The sequence below is a fragment of the Citrobacter sp. Cpo032 genome (assembly GCF_030332975.1).
GTDB classification, from domain to species: domain Bacteria; phylum Pseudomonadota; class Gammaproteobacteria; order Enterobacterales; family Enterobacteriaceae; genus Citrobacter; species Citrobacter portucalensis.
In genome coordinates this window covers 337835-351896 of sequence record NZ_JAOWGU010000034.1, presented here as the reverse complement: position 1 = coordinate 351896, position 14062 = coordinate 337835, and the positions used below count along the sequence as shown (strand labels likewise).

General features: G+C 51.5%; 17 protein-coding genes. 12 read left to right on the top strand and 5 right to left on the bottom strand.

Going from position 1 to position 14062, the window contains the following annotated elements:
* Position 1: 1 nt before the first annotated feature.
* Complete coding sequence (gene nadD / locus OGY33_RS03655; protein WP_103015104.1) at positions 2-643, top strand: nicotinate-nucleotide adenylyltransferase; 642 nt, start codon at positions 2-4, stop codon at positions 641-643.
* Here nadD and cobD read toward each other — a convergent pair.
* On the bottom strand, positions 618-1712 hold the full coding sequence (cobD, locus tag OGY33_RS03650; RefSeq protein WP_191238759.1) for a threonine-phosphate decarboxylase CobD: 1095 nt from the start codon (positions 1710-1712) through the stop codon (positions 618-620). The two genes, nadD and cobD, sit on opposite strands and share 26 nt — an antisense overlap.
* Before the next feature lie 96 nt (positions 1713-1808).
* Here cobD and OGY33_RS03645 point away from each other — a divergent pair, with 96 nt between their 5' ends.
* The 10 genes from OGY33_RS03645 to lipA all read left to right on the top strand — a co-directional run bounded on the left by OGY33_RS03645 (position 1809) and on the right by lipA (position 11282).
* Positions 1809-2420: an adenosylcobalamin/alpha-ribazole phosphatase gene (locus OGY33_RS03645; RefSeq protein ID WP_128316851.1), complete on the top strand. Its 612-nt coding sequence runs from the start codon at positions 1809-1811 to the stop codon at positions 2418-2420.
* Between the two features lie 254 nt (positions 2421-2674).
* Positions 2675-2992, top strand: a complete 318-nt coding sequence (gene rsfS / locus OGY33_RS03640; RefSeq protein ID WP_003022728.1) for a ribosome silencing factor — start codon at positions 2675-2677, stop codon at positions 2990-2992.
* A 3-nt stretch (positions 2993-2995) separates the two neighbouring features.
* Positions 2996-3463, top strand: coding sequence for a 23S rRNA (pseudouridine(1915)-N(3))-methyltransferase RlmH (rlmH, locus tag OGY33_RS03635; RefSeq protein WP_003022725.1), 468 nt, complete (start codon positions 2996-2998; stop codon positions 3461-3463).
* 30 nt (positions 3464-3493) lie between these two features.
* Entirely contained in the window at positions 3494-5395 is a 1902-nt protein-coding gene (mrdA, locus tag OGY33_RS03630) for a peptidoglycan DD-transpeptidase MrdA (RefSeq protein WP_003831292.1), read from the top strand.
* A 2-nt stretch (positions 5396-5397) separates the two neighbouring features.
* Complete coding sequence (gene mrdB, locus OGY33_RS03625; RefSeq protein ID WP_003022718.1) at positions 5398-6510, top strand: peptidoglycan glycosyltransferase MrdB; 1113 nt, start codon at positions 5398-5400, stop codon at positions 6508-6510.
* Positions 6511-6520: 10 nt separating this feature from the next.
* A complete protein-coding gene (gene rlpA, locus OGY33_RS03620) occupies positions 6521-7630 on the top strand; it encodes an endolytic peptidoglycan transglycosylase RlpA (RefSeq protein ID WP_032942683.1) in 1110 nt (369 codons plus the stop codon).
* Between the two features lie 142 nt (positions 7631-7772).
* The gene (dacA, locus tag OGY33_RS03615; protein ID WP_003022711.1) at positions 7773-8984 is read left to right on the top strand and encodes a D-alanyl-D-alanine carboxypeptidase DacA; all 1212 of its coding nucleotides are present in this window, start codon (positions 7773-7775) and stop codon (positions 8982-8984) included.
* A 106-nt stretch (positions 8985-9090) separates the two neighbouring features.
* Positions 9091-9354: a DUF493 family protein YbeD gene (gene ybeD / locus OGY33_RS03610; RefSeq protein ID WP_003022706.1), complete on the top strand. Its 264-nt coding sequence runs from the start codon at positions 9091-9093 to the stop codon at positions 9352-9354.
* A gap of 114 nt (positions 9355-9468) precedes the next feature.
* The gene (gene lipB / locus OGY33_RS03605; protein ID WP_286571124.1) at positions 9469-10110 is read left to right on the top strand and encodes a lipoyl(octanoyl) transferase LipB; all 642 of its coding nucleotides are present in this window, start codon (positions 9469-9471) and stop codon (positions 10108-10110) included.
* 206 nt (positions 10111-10316) lie between these two features.
* A complete protein-coding gene (lipA, locus tag OGY33_RS03600) occupies positions 10317-11282 on the top strand; it encodes a lipoyl synthase (RefSeq protein ID WP_003022702.1) in 966 nt (321 codons plus the stop codon).
* Between the two features lie 98 nt (positions 11283-11380).
* On the opposite strand, the gene tatE is transcribed toward lipA, so the two are convergent.
* Positions 11381-11584, bottom strand: coding sequence for a twin-arginine translocase subunit TatE (gene tatE / locus OGY33_RS03595; RefSeq protein WP_003022699.1), 204 nt, complete (start codon positions 11582-11584; stop codon positions 11381-11383).
* A gap of 128 nt (positions 11585-11712) precedes the next feature.
* Positions 11713-12501 (bottom strand): deaminated glutathione amidase, encoded by a 789-nt coding sequence (locus OGY33_RS03590; RefSeq protein WP_126955860.1) that lies wholly within the window; start codon positions 12499-12501, stop codon positions 11713-11715.
* A gap of 90 nt (positions 12502-12591) precedes the next feature.
* Between OGY33_RS03590 and crcB the strand changes: the two genes are divergently transcribed.
* Positions 12592-12975 carry a fluoride efflux transporter CrcB gene (gene crcB, locus OGY33_RS03585; protein ID WP_003831281.1) on the top strand — a complete coding sequence of 128 codons (384 nt, stop codon included), beginning with the start codon at positions 12592-12594 and terminating at the stop codon, positions 12973-12975.
* 52 nt (positions 12976-13027) lie between these two features.
* On the opposite strand, the gene cspE is transcribed toward crcB, so the two are convergent.
* Positions 13028-13237 (bottom strand): transcription antiterminator/RNA stability regulator CspE, encoded by a 210-nt coding sequence (cspE, locus tag OGY33_RS03580; protein ID WP_000034825.1) that lies wholly within the window; start codon positions 13235-13237, stop codon positions 13028-13030.
* Between the two features lie 189 nt (positions 13238-13426).
* The gene (gene pagP, locus OGY33_RS03575) at positions 13427-13990 is read right to left on the bottom strand and encodes a lipid IV(A) palmitoyltransferase PagP (protein WP_003831280.1); all 564 of its coding nucleotides are present in this window, start codon (positions 13988-13990) and stop codon (positions 13427-13429) included.
* Positions 13991-14062 lie beyond the last annotated feature (72 nt).

The window sequence follows — 14062 nt, the reverse complement described above, 5'->3', positions numbered from 1 at the left end:
TATGAAATCATTGCAGGCTCTGTTCGGTGGCACCTTTGATCCGGTGCATTATGGTCATCTTAAACCGGTTGAAATTCTGGCGAATCTGATTGGCCTTTCCCGGGTCATTATCATGCCCAATAACGTGCCGCCGCATCGTGCGCAACCCGAAGCGTCCGGCGAACAACGTCAACGCATGGTTGAACTGGCCATTGCCGATAAGCCGCTGTTCTCCCTTGATGAACGCGAACTGAAACGTGATACTGCCTCCTACACTGCGCAAACGCTCAAAGAGTGGCGCGAGGAGCAAGGACCGGACGTACCATTAGCGTTTATTATTGGCCAGGACTCACTGCTTACCTTTCCGTCCTGGCATGACTACCACACGATACTGGGTAACACCCACCTCATTGTCTGCCGACGTCCGGGCTATCCGCTCGAAATGGCGCAGGAAAAGCACCAGCAGTGGCTGGAGGATCATCTGACCCATTCGCCAGATGACCTGCACAACTTGCCTTGCGGGAAAATTTATCTGGCTGAAACGCCGTGGTTTAACATCTCCGCCACGCTCATCCGTGAGCGTCTGGAAAAAGGCGAGCCGTGCGACGACCTGATGCCAGCTGCAGTGCTTGACTATATCAATCAGCAGGGGTTGTACCGCTAAGCACCTTGCGTAGAGCCGCCAACAGGCTGTCATTCTCTTCCTGACTGCGAACGGCTACCCGATAATAGCGCGCATCCAGCCCCGGATAATTAGCACAACTGCGAATCAAGACATGTTGTTCCAGCATTGCGCGTTGCAGATCAAAATTCGCCCGCTCGCAGCGCAATAAGCGATAATTTGCCCTGCCAGGATACACCGTCAGGCCGGGCAGTTCTTTCAACTGCCGATCAAACCTCGCGCCCTCTTGCTCCAGCCACTTCCACGTTGCCTGCTGATATGCGCTGTCGTGTAAAATAATCTCGCCTGCCAGTGCAGCAAATGCGTTAATTGACCACGGCATTTGTCGACGGCGCATCTGTGCCACAGCCTGTTCATTACTGTTGACCAGATACCCTAACCGCAGCCCCGGTATCGCATAGAACTTGGTGAGAGAGCGCAGCACCCAAATATGCGGGTTATCACGAAGCAGCGGAATAAACCCCGGCTCCCCGGCAATAAAATCGATAAACGCTTCATCAAGGATCAGATTGATCCCAAGCAACTCACAACGCGCGGCTATTTCGCGCAGCAGGCGGTTATCGGGCAGCAAGCCAGTGGGGTTGTTGGGCGTACAGAGAAACAGGCAGTCCAGCTCTGAGGATAACGCATCGAGGATTGCATCGGTAAGCTGCCAGCCATCGTCTTCGCACAGCGCAAACTCATGGATCGTACAGTCTCCCCATTGCAGCGCCCGACGATATTCAGCAAACCCGGGCGTCACGATCATCGCATGACGTGGTTTAAGACCTTGCACCAAAGTGAAAATCGACTCAGTCTCGCCGTTTCCGGCAAGTATCCATGAGGCAGGAATCTGATGATGCTCCGCCAGCGCCGCATGCAGTTTAGCGTAATCAACATCCGGGTAACGCTCCGCGCAGTCCAGGTTGTCGAGGATCGCGCGTTTTAAACTTGCCGGCATACCCAGCGGATTAATATTCGCGCTAAAATCCAACAATTGTTCAGGCGAGATGCCCAACAGTTCGGCGGCTTCTCGCGTATTGCCACCATGCGCGCTCTTCAATAAAGACATCGTGCCGCTCCACGCAAAAAAAGGTATTTTAGTGAAAAATCTCTGCGCAATCAGGGCAAACATCATGTTTTGTGCGAATAACCTCAAGAGGAAAAAATGAGACTCTGGTTAGTACGTCATGGAGAAACTGAAGCCAATGTCGCTGGTTTATACAGCGGCCATGCCCCCACACCGCTAACGGAACGGGGTATCGCTCAGGCGCAAACACTGGGTACGCTGTTACGCAATGTGCCTGTCGACAACGTTCTGTGCAGCGAGTTGGAACGTGCCCGCCATACAACGCAGTTGATCTTAGGCGATCGTGAGGTCCCTGTGCGCAACATGCCTGAGCTCAATGAGATGTTTTTTGGTGACTGGGAAATGCGCCATCATCGCGATCTGGCGCGAGAAGACGCCGAAAACTACGCCGTGTGGTGTAACGACTGGCAGAATGCGACACCAACCAATGGTGAAGGCTTTCAGGCGTTTTCCCAGCGCGTGGAACGCTTTATTGCTCAGCTCGCTGATTACAAAACGTGCCAAAACCTGCTGGTGGTGAGCCATCAGGGTGTTCTGAGCGTGTTGATCGCCCGTCTGCTGTCCATGCCGGCTGCAGCAATGTGGCATTTTCGCGTCGAACAAGGTTGCTGGAGCGCAATTGATTTTTGCGACAATTTTGCGGTTCTGAAAGTGCTCAACAGCCGGGCTGTATGGCACGACGGGGAGTGAACGCACTGTTTTTTCTGCCGAAGGGCTTCTCTCCCATTGACACCCCATGACAGGCTGTTATTCTCCGCAACCTGACTTTTCCCGCCCTTCAGAGCTTTGCAGAAATTGTTTTACAAAAATGGCGATGCATTCTGCGGCGTGGGGTGGGATGATAGCGCACTTCAAAAGCGCTTTCGGAGACATTTGTCCCGATATCGCCTCTGGTTCAGGTATACTAACAGACGTTTTTAACTCTTTTCACCCAGGGGGAACACTTGCAGGGTAAAGCACTTCAGGATTTTGTAATCGACAAAATTGATGACCTGAAAGGTCAAGACATCATCGCCTTAGACGTTCAGGGCAAATCCAGCATCACTGATTGCATGATTATCTGCACCGGCACGTCCAGCCGCCATGTAATGTCTATCGCAGACCACGTTGTTCAGGAGTCCCGCACTGCTGGTCTGCTGCCGCTCGGCGTAGAAGGCGAGAACGTTGCAGACTGGATCGTCGTTGACCTCGGTGATGTGATTGTCCACGTGATGCAGGAAGAAAGCCGTCGCCTGTATGAACTGGAAAAACTCTGGAGTTAATGCGTGAAGCTGCAACTTGTCGCTGTGGGTACGAAAATGCCTGACTGGGTGCAAACCGGGTTTACGGAGTATCTCCGTCGGTTTCCGAAAGATATGCCCTTTGAGCTGATCGAAATCCCGGCAGGAAAACGCGGCAAGAACGCGGATATTAAACGCATTCTCGACAAAGAGGGTGAGCAGATGCTGGCTGCCGCAGGCAAAAACCGCATCGTCACCCTTGATATCCCTGGTAAACCCTGGGACACGCCGCAGCTGGCGACTGAACTGGAACGCTGGAAACTGGACGGTCGTGACGTCAGTCTGTTGATTGGCGGGCCGGAAGGTCTCTCTCCTGCCTGTAAAGCGGCAGCGGAACAAAGCTGGTCACTCTCTGCGTTAACCCTTCCTCACCCTCTTGTTCGGGTTCTGGTCGCGGAGAGTCTGTACAGGGCGTGGAGCATCACCACCAACCATCCTTATCACCGTGAGTGATCATTGATTCTTGAGTAGATTAAGCAGCGGATGAAACTACAGAATTCTTTTCGCGACTATTCGGCTGAGTCCGCGCTGTTTGTGCGCCGGGCGCTGGTCGCTTTTTTGGGGATTTTGCTGCTCACCGGCGTGCTGATCGCCAACCTTTATAATCTGCAAATCGTTCGCTTTACTGATTATCAGACTCGCTCGAACGAAAACCGCATCAAACTGGTGCCTATCGCCCCCAGTCGCGGCATCATTTATGACCGTAACGGAATTCCGCTCGCCCTTAACCGCACCATTTATCAGATAGAAATGATGCCGGAAAAGGTCGACAACGTTCAGGATACCCTCGACGCGCTGCGTAACGTCGTAGACCTGACGGACGACGACATTGCCGCCTTTAAAAAAGAGCGCGCCCGTTCACACCGCTTCACCTCCATTCCGGTAAAAACTAACCTGAGTGAAGTTCAGGTGGCACGGTTCGCCGTTAATCAATATCGCTTTCCCGGCGTCGAAGTTAAAGGCTATAAACGCCGCTATTACCCCTACGGCTCTGCGCTGACCCACGTCATTGGCTACGTATCGAAGATCAACGATAAAGACGTGGACCGCCTGGACAAAGACGGCAAGCTGGCCAACTACGCGGCGACGCACGACATCGGTAAATTGGGTATTGAACGCTATTATGAAGACGTACTTCACGGCCAGACTGGTTATGAAGAAGTTGAAGTGAACAACCGTGGCCGCGTCATTCGCCAACTGAAAGAAGTGGCGCCGCAGGCCGGGCACGATATCTATCTCACCCTTGACCTGAAACTCCAGCAGTACATCGAAACGCTGCTGGCGGGCAGTCGTGCCGCGGTGGTAGTCACCGACCCGCGTACCGGTGGCGTTCTCGCACTGGTGTCCATGCCGAGCTACGACCCGAACCTGTTTGTCGATGGTATCTCGAGTAAAGATTACTCCGGGTTGCTCAATGACCCGAATACCCCGTTGGTTAACCGCGCGACTCAGGGTGTCTACCCCCCTGCTTCGACGGTTAAACCTTACGTCGCGGTTTCTGCATTAAGTGCAGGCGTCATCACCCGCAATACTGGTCTGTTCGATCCGGGTTGGTGGCAATTACCGGGCTCTGAAAAACGTTACCGCGACTGGAAAAAATGGGGGCACGGCCATCTGAACATCACCCGTTCTCTGGAAGAGTCGGCGGATACGTTTTTCTATCAAATCGCCTATGATATGGGGATAGACCGCCTTTCAGAATGGATGAGCAAGTTTGGCTACGGCCAATATACGGGTATCGATCTTGCCGAAGAGCGCGCCGGAAACATGCCAACCCGCGAGTGGAAGCAAAAACGGTTTAAAAAGCCATGGTACCAGGGTGATACCATTCCGGTCGGCATCGGTCAGGGTTACTGGACGGCAACCCCTATCCAGATGAGTAAAGCGCTGATGATCCTTATCAACGACGGTTTGGTAAAAGTTCCGCATCTGCTGATGAGTACGGCAGAAAACGGCAAGCAAGTGCCGTGGATTCAGCCGCACGAACCACCCGTTGGTGACATTCATTCCGGTTATTGGGAAATCGCAAAAGACGGCATGTACGGTGTAGCCAACCGTCCTAACGGTACTGCACACAAATATTTCGCTGGCGCACCTTACAAAATTGCGGCGAAATCCGGTACTGCACAGGTCTTTGGCCTGAAAGCCAATGAAACCTATAACGCACATAAGATCGCCGAGCGCTTACGTGACCACAAGCTGATGACGGCCTTCGCACCCTATGATAAGCCCCAGGTTGCTGTCGCCATAATCCTTGAAAACGGTGGCGCGGGCCCGGCTGTGGGTACCATTATGCGCCAGATCCTTGACCACATTATGTTGGGCGACAATAACACCAATCTGCCTGCAGAAAACCCCGCGGTTGCAGCAGCGGAGGACCAATAATCGTGACGGATAATCCGAACAAAAAAACATTCTGGGACAAAATCCACATCGATCCCACGATGTTGCTTATTTTGCTGGCGCTGCTGGTTTACAGCTCGCTGGTCATCTGGAGCGCCAGCGGCCAGGATATTGGCATGATGGAGCGCAAGGTCGGTCAGATCGCGATGGGCCTGGTCATCATGGTGGTGATGGCGCAAATCCCGCCCAGGGTTTATGAGGGCTGGGCTCCCTATCTCTACATCTTTTGCATCATTTTGTTGGTGGCAGTAGATGCCTTCGGCGCTATCTCCAAAGGCGCGCAGCGCTGGCTGGATTTGGGGATTGTGCGTTTTCAGCCTTCCGAAATCGCCAAGATTGCCGTGCCGCTGATGGTCGCGCGCTTCATCAACCGTGATGTTTGCCCGCCATCGCTAAAAAATACCGCCATTGCGTTGGTGCTGATATTTATGCCCACCCTGCTGGTGGCCGCCCAGCCAGACCTCGGAACTTCAATTCTGGTCGCCCTTTCCGGTCTGTTTGTTCTGTTCCTTTCTGGTTTGAGCTGGCGTTTAATCGGTGTTGCGGTGGTCCTGGTTGCGGCGTTTATCCCGATACTGTGGTTCTTCCTGATGCATGATTATCAACGTCAGCGCGTCATGATGTTACTCGATCCGGAAACCGATCCGCTGGGTGCGGGTTATCACATCATTCAGTCTAAAATTGCTATTGGCTCCGGCGGTCTACGTGGTAAGGGCTGGCTACACGGTACGCAGTCGCAGCTTGAGTTTTTACCCGAACGCCATACAGATTTTATCTTCGCGGTATTAGCGGAAGAACTGGGTCTGGTAGGGATCTTAATTCTGCTGGCGCTGTACATTTTGCTGATTATGCGCGGATTATGGATCGCTGCCCACGCGCAAACCACCTTTGGTCGCGTCATGGCGGGTGGTTTAATGTTGATATTATTCGTTTATGTCTTCGTAAATATTGGTATGGTGAGCGGTATTCTGCCCGTGGTTGGCGTTCCTCTCCCACTGGTCAGTTACGGAGGCTCGGCACTTATCGTGCTGATGGCTGGGTTCGGGATTGTTATGTCGATCCATACCCATAGAAAAATGTTGTCGAAAAGCGTGTAAGGGGTACGCAATGCGTAAGCAGTGGCTTGGTATCTGCATCGCAGCAGGAATGCTCGCGGCGTGTTCGAGTGATGATGGTCAGCAACAGGGTGCTGTCGCGCCGCAGCCTGCGGTGTGTAATGGTCCGATTGTTGAAATCAGCGGGGCTGATCCGCGCTTTGAACCCCTGAACCCAACGGCGAATCAGGACTATCAGCGTGATGGTAAGAGCTACAAAATCGTCCAGGACCCTTCCCGCTTTAGCCAGGCAGGGCTTGCCGCTATCTATGATGCGGAACCCGGAAGCAACTTAACCGCGTCTGGTGAAGCGTTCGACCCGATGCAGTTAACCGCAGCGCATCCGACGCTGCCAGTCCCAAGCTATGCCAGAATAACTAACCTGGCTAATGGCAGGATGATTGTCGTGCGCATTAACGATCGCGGCCCTTATGGCAACGATCGCGTGATTTCACTTTCACGTGCAGCAGCCGACCGTCTGAATACCTCCAACAATACCAAAGTACGTATCGACCCGATCATCGTCGCCCAGGATGGTTCCTTGTCCGGGCCGGGAATGGCTTGTACCACGGTAGCGAAACAAACCTATGCCCTGCCCGCGCGTCCTGATTTAAGCGGCGGTGGCAATATGGGCAGCATGCCTGCGCCATCGGATGCGGGTCAGCCGCAAGGCGATATTCGTCCGATCAGCAATTCCACGTTGAAAAGCGATGATACAACCGGTGCGCCAGTGAACAGCAGTGGATTCCTCGGTGCGCCGACCACGCTCGCTGCAGGCGTGCTGGAAGGTAGCGAGCCGACTCCGGCTCCGCAACCGACCACCACCGCACCGGTAACGCCAACCGCACCAGCAGCAACACCAGCCGCCGTCGCAGCACCTGCGCCAGCGGCAGTAGCCAACGGACGCTACGTGGTTCAGGTTGGCGCAGTCAGCGAGCAGTCGCGTGCGCAGCAGTATCAAAAACGTTTAAGCCAGCAATTTGGCGTCCCAGGTCGGGTGGTACAAAACGGCGCAGTCTGGCGTATCCAGATGGGGCCGTTCGCCAGCAAAGCTGAAGCCTCCACATTGCAGCAGCGTCTTCAAGCCGAGGCGCAATTACAGTCCTTCATCACCGGCGTGTAATAACGTAAATCAGGTATCTGAACTGTCAGTTTCTGTAAATGACATTAACAAAGTCACGCGGAAAGTCAGATGCCTGCCCGTTTTGCATTTGCTATAGTAGGGCACTTTTTTTAATTTCATCACGGACGTCGTAGTTCAGACCATGAAGACCACTTTTTCCGCTCGTTTCGTGCAGCGTATGGCGCTCACCGCGGCTCTCTGCGCAGCTTCTCTCTCTGCTGCCCATGCCGATGACCTGAATATTAAAACCATGATCCCAGGTGTTCCGCAGATCGATGCGGAGTCATATATCCTGATTGATTACAATTCAGGCAAAGTTCTGGCAGAACAGAACGCTGACACTCGCCGCGATCCCGCCAGTCTGACCAAAATGATGACCAGCTACGTCATCGGCCAGGCGATGAAAGCCGGGAAATTCAAAGAAACCGATCTGGTCACCGTCGGCAATGACGCCTGGGCTACAGGTAACCCGGTCTTTAAAGGTTCATCATTGATGTTCCTGAAACCTGGCATGCAGGTTCCTGTTTCTCAGCTTATCCGTGGTATCAACCTGCAATCCGGTAATGACGCGTGCGTAGCAATGGCGGACTTCGCAGCCGGCAGCCAGGATGCTTTCGTCGGTCTGATGAACAGCTATGTGAACGCGCTGGGCCTGAAAAACACCCACTTCCAGACCGTTCATGGTCTCGACGCTGACGGTCAATACAGCTCGGCTCGCGACATGGCGATGATTGGTCAGGCGCTGATTCGCGACGTGCCTAACGAATACTCTATCTATAAAGAAAAAGAGTTCACCTTTAACGGCATCCGTCAGTTAAACCGTAACGGCCTGCTGTGGGATAACAGCCTGAATGTCGACGGTATCAAAACCGGTCATACCGACAAGGCTGGCTATAACCTCGTTGCATCCGCAACCGAAGGTCAGATGCGTCTGATCTCCGCCGTCATGGGTGGCCGCACCTATAAAGGTCGTGAAACCGAAAGTAAAAAACTGCTTACCTGGGGCTTCCGTTTCTTTGAAACCGTGAACCCACTGAAAGTCGGTAAAGAGTTTGCTTCAGAGCCCGCCTGGTTTGGTAATACCGATCGTGCATCGTTAGGCGTAGATAAAGATGTCTACCTGACTATTCCGCGCGGCCGCATGAAAGATCTGAAAGCAAGCTATGTGCTGAACACCACAGAACTGCACGCACCGCTGCAGAAAAACCAGGTTGTCGGCACCATCAACTTCCAGTTGGATGGCAAAACCATTGAGCAGCGCCCGCTGGTAGTCCTGCAGGAAATCCCTGAAGGCAACTTCTTTGGGAAAATCATTGATTACATTAAATTAATGTTCCATCACTGGTTTGGCTAAAAATTGAACACTTGAAAGTGTGATTTACGTCCCCATATACTAGGTATCCAGATAACTCCCACGCGCTGTGGGAGTTATTATTTATTGATGTAACGCCGGAGCTGACATGAAAACCAAACTTAACGAACTGCTTGAATTCCCTACTCCATTTACTTACAAAGTAATGGGGCAGGCGTTGCCTGAGCTGGTTGATCAGGTGGTTGAAGTGGTACAGCGCCATGCGCCAGGTGATTACTCTCCGACGGTAAAACCGAGCAGCAAAGGCAACTACCACTCGGTCTCAATCACTATTACTGCTACACACATTGAGCAGGTTGAAACGCTGTACGAAGAATTAGGCAATATCGATATCGTACGCATGGTACTGTAAAAACCTGTTGGTTACCCGCTGCATCCCCGCTCGGGTAACCCCTCCCCCCTGTGATATACTTTTCCCCCTCTTTTATATTCTCTACTCTATGTGAGTATCTACGGAGATGCCGTTTTGTATCAGGATAAAATTCTGGTCCGCCAGCTCGGTCTTCAACCTTACGAGCCAGTTTCTCTGGCCATGCACGAATTCACCGATACCCGCGATGAAAACAGTTATGACGAAATCTGGCTGGTAGAGCATTATCCTGTTTTTACCCAGGGTCAGGCAGGTAAAGCAGAGCACGTACTGATGCCGGGAGATATTCCGGTGATCCAGAGCGATCGTGGCGGTCAGGTGACTTATCACGGGCCGGGCCAGCAGGTCATGTATGTGCTGTTGAACCTGAAGCGTCGTAAACTTGGCGTTCGCGAACTGGTTACGCTGCTGGAGCAAACCGTTGTGAATACCCTTGCGGAAATCGGTATTGACGCCCACCCGCGAGCCGATGCACCAGGCGTATACGTTGGAGAGAAGAAAATCTGCTCTTTGGGGTTACGTATTCGTAAAGGTTGTTCATTTCACGGCTTAGCGCTCAATGTGGATATGGACTTGTCGCCTTTCCTGCGTATCAATCCTTGTGGTTATGCCGGAATGGAAATGGCGAAGGTATTGCAGTGGGATAGCACCGCCACGACCGAGAGCATTCGCCCAAGGCTGCTGGCCAACATTCTGGCGCTGTTGGGTAACCCACCGCACGAGTACATCGCGGACTGAAAATACGCGCATACTTTGCCACGGCATATGTTGTGGCAAATGGCACAAAACAACAACTATTTTACATTTTGCCAGCCTGTCAGGCTGCTTTCTTGACCGTTTCAATGATATACTGCGTATCACTAATTCAAAAATAGTTGATAAATGCAACATTCCCTTGAATTGAAACGCTTTCCTTCGTAATTCGCAACTGGAACACGCAAGCTATGAGTAAACCCATTGTGATGGAACGCGGTGTTAAATACCGCGATGCCGATAAGATGGCTCTTATCCCGGTAAAAAATGTGGCAACAGAGCGTGAAGCCCTGCTGCGTAAACCGGAATGGATGAAAATAAAACTGCCAGCGGACTCCACTCGCATCCAGGGCATCAAAGCGGCAATGCGCAAAAATGGCCTGCACTCTGTCTGCGAAGAAGCTTCCTGCCCTAACCTGGCTGAATGTTTCAATCACGGAACTGCAACCTTTATGATCCTCGGCGCAATCTGTACCCGCCGTTGCCCATTCTGTGACGTTGCCCATGGCCGTCCGGTTGCTCCTGATGCTAATGAGCCGTTAAAACTTGCTCAGACGATTGCTGACATGGCGCTGCGCTATGTCGTCATTACCTCCGTTGACCGCGACGATCTGCGTGACGGCGGCGCTCAGCACTTTGCTGACTGCATCACCGCTATTCGTGAGAAAAGCCCGTCGATTAAAATCGAAACGCTGGTGCCTGACTTCCGTGGTCGTATGGATCGTGCGCTGGATATCCTCACGGCCACCCCGCCGGATGTGTTTAACCACAACCTCGAAAACGTACCACGTATTTATCGCAATGTTCGTCCAGGAGCTGACTACAACTGGTCACTGAAGCTTCTGGAACGTTTCAAGGAAGCGCACCCGGAGATTCCGACTAAATCAGGTCTGATGGTCGGTCTGGGCGAAACCAATGCGGAAATCATTGAGGTCATGCGTGACCTGCGCAGTCATGGTGTAACCATGTTGACGCTGGGGCAGTATTTACAGCCAAGCCGCCATCACCTGCCGGTTCAACGCTATGTGAGCCCGGATGAGTTCGATGAGATGAAAGCCGAAGCTATGGCAATGGGCTTTACCCATGCAGCCTGCGGTCCATTCGTTCGCTCTTCATACCATGCTGACATGCAGGCCAAAGGGCTGGAAGTGAAGTAATCGTGTAATACTCACTTACATATCAGCAATAAAAAAACCGGCAAATTGCCGGTTTTTTTTCATGCAGAGTATGCAGTAAGAGCATCATGCTCCTGACATTACTCTTTATGAGAAAGCTTCTCAGCCTGAACGCTACCATCAGCATCTTTCTTAGCATCGGCATTATCGTCGTTCATTGCTTTCTTGAAGCCCTTGATTGCCGTTCCCAGGTCTCCACCCAGTGTACGTAACTTCTTGGTACCAAACAGCAGAACAACCAGTGCGGCAACCACCAGCAGTTTGGTAATACTAATCTCACCCATAGATACCTTCTTGACTTAAACCAGGCTGCATAAAGCGCCATATTAACCTGAGAATATTAACGGCCTTTCGACGCGCGCACACAATAGCAATCTGTAACAAGGTGAATCAAGCCTTGTTTAAAAAAACGTCATAATAATTGCGGTGGCGCAAAGCGTCGGTTACTTAACACCGGGAGTTGTGCCCTAACCTGCCTCACCCGCTCGGCGGAAACCTCGGCCATAATTAGCGTGGGCGTTTCTGCCGCAGCAGCAATGGTCACACCAAAGGGGTCGATGACCCTGCTTTGGCCGATATTCTTGTTACCGCACTCTCCCGCCGCAATCAAGTAACACGTCGCATCTAACGCTCTTGCCGCCAAAAGCGTAGCCCAGTGATGTTCTTTAAGCGATCCCCGAACCCAGGCTGCGGGTAAGACAAGAATTTCCGCTCCCTGCAATGCGTGCGCCAGCGCCAACTCAGGAAAGCGCAGATCATAACAGGTCATTAACCCTACTTTTAACCCATCTACGTCCAGCAGCGGCGCTATGGCGTCCCCTGCATCCACATTTCGTGACTCCTGAATCGAAAAGGCATCATAGAGATGTAATTTAGCGTAATGGGCCACGACCTGACCTGCCCGTAGCGCCACCAGCATGTTAAACGCCCGGCCTGGCACAGAAGGAACATGAATCGTCAGGATTGTCGTCATCTCGTTTTGCGCGCTTTCTCGCAGCAAGCGCGTCAAAAATCCGCCCTCCAGCAGTTGAGCTGATTTCACTGACAGGTCTGGGTCCAGATCGTCACGGGCCAGAAGCGCCTCCGGTAATACCAGCAGCGACGCCCCCTCTCCTGCAGCCTGTGACATCAATAAGACGCAGGTTTCTGCATTTTTTTCCCATGAAGGTCCCACGGCAAATTGCCCTGCTGCAACGAACATATTCCCTCCAGAAAACGTTGTTAGGCTCGCCAACCACGATTATTCAGCGTTACACTCATCCTATATACAATCAAATAGCAGGATTATGCAGTGTTACAACTCCTTTTAGCGGTTTTTATCGGTGGTGGTACAGGTAGTGTAGCAAGATGGATGTTGAGCATGAGGTTTAACCCGCTACATCAGGCCATCCCATTCGGCACGCTGGCTGCAAACTTACTTGGCGCATTTATCATTGGTATGGGTCTGGCATGGTTTAATCGCATGACAAACATTGATCCAATGTGGAAGGTACTGATTACCACTGGCTTTTGCGGGGGACTGACAACGTTTTCCACTTTCTCAGCTGAGGTGGTGTTTTTGCTACAGGAAGGACGCTTTGGTTGGGCTATGGTGAATGTACTGGTTAATCTGTTGGGATCATTTGCGATGACCGCCCTGGCATTCTGGCTGGTTTCGGCCTCTCCCGCGCACTGAAGCGAAAAAAAACCCGCAATTAAGCGGGTTTTGAATGCTTGCTGTCGTATGCTTACAGAGCGATTACGTTTGCAGCAGAAGGGCCTTTGGCACCGTTAGTGATTTCGAACTCTACACGCTGACCTTCAGCCAGAGTTTTAAAACCATTGGTCTGGATTGCAGAGAAGTGTACGAACACGTCTTTGCTGCCATCTTCCGGAGTAATGAAACCGAATCCTTTGGACTCATTAAACCACTTAACGTTACCTTTAATCTTAGACATCAAAATTACCTTTACATGAAAAATAGACACAAATGCTGTGTCGGGTATCAGTACAACAATTGTGGTGGACTTTGTCCAGTCGAACTTTATCAAAAAGTGATAAATGTCGCGTTATTTTTCAGTTAAAGTTAGTATCGCATTGTTTTTAAAAGACTTTTTAATAATCCACCTGACAATACAGGTAGTCCATCAAAACTGGAAACGCATCCATGCAAAGTAGACGTTACCGTTGTTGTACGTTCCCGGAATGTAGGTCATCTGGAACGTTGCCGGACCATACCCTATCGATGCCAGCGGTAACAGCACGGGTACCGGAATGTAGTTCCAGTTATCGCGCGCGGTAAAACCAGCGGTAAAACCGAGACCTGTGTGGAAATTTTCATCTGCCAGCGGTCGCCAGGTTTTTTCCCAGCCATAACCACCAATGGGTTCCCATTTATTGTAGGAATCCTTAAAGGCCATTATATAAAGCCCGTGCCAGTTACCTTTATCATCCCAACGGGATTGACCAAAGCCCGCCCCCCATGGGCGTTCATTGTAGCGATCCGTTTTTTCTTTATCATAAGCAAAACGAGCATGCCAGGTAATAGCCGGCACGTACAGATCATAATGTTCTGGCTGCTGCCAGGTTTCACTGACATTGTCTTTAAAAGTAGCGAACCAACCTTTATCTTCAGCAGCGCCCTGGGGAATGAAAGCTAACTGAATAAAAAGAAATGAAAAAATGAGAAAATATCGTTTAGCGACAATCACAACTTAATTACCATCCTGGGATTTATTATTAATTGTAGCAAACCCAACCTTAATGTTAGCTTAACAAAAATG

Coding starts and splice junctions, on each gene's coding strand:
- nadD (WP_103015104.1), top strand. CDS start 2: ATGAAATCATTGCAGGCTCTGTTCGGTGGCACCTTTGATCCGGTGCAT.
- cobD (WP_191238759.1), bottom strand. CDS start 1,712: ATGTCTTTATTGAAGAGCGCGCATGGTGGCAATACGCGAGAAGCCGCC.
- OGY33_RS03645 (WP_128316851.1), top strand. CDS start 1,809: ATGAGACTCTGGTTAGTACGTCATGGAGAAACTGAAGCCAATGTCGCT.
- mrdA (WP_003831292.1), top strand. CDS start 3,494: ATGAAACTACAGAATTCTTTTCGCGACTATTCGGCTGAGTCCGCGCTG.
- rlpA (WP_032942683.1), top strand. CDS start 6,521: ATGCGTAAGCAGTGGCTTGGTATCTGCATCGCAGCAGGAATGCTCGCG.
- dacA (WP_003022711.1), top strand. CDS start 7,773: ATGAAGACCACTTTTTCCGCTCGTTTCGTGCAGCGTATGGCGCTCACC.
- ybeD (WP_003022706.1), top strand. CDS start 9,091: ATGAAAACCAAACTTAACGAACTGCTTGAATTCCCTACTCCATTTACT.
- lipA (WP_003022702.1), top strand. CDS start 10,317: ATGAGTAAACCCATTGTGATGGAACGCGGTGTTAAATACCGCGATGCC.
- tatE (WP_003022699.1), bottom strand. CDS start 11,584: ATGGGTGAGATTAGTATTACCAAACTGCTGGTGGTTGCCGCACTGGTT.
- OGY33_RS03590 (WP_126955860.1), bottom strand. CDS start 12,501: ATGTTCGTTGCAGCAGGGCAATTTGCCGTGGGACCTTCATGGGAAAAA.
- cspE (WP_000034825.1), bottom strand. CDS start 13,237: ATGTCTAAGATTAAAGGTAACGTTAAGTGGTTTAATGAGTCCAAAGGA.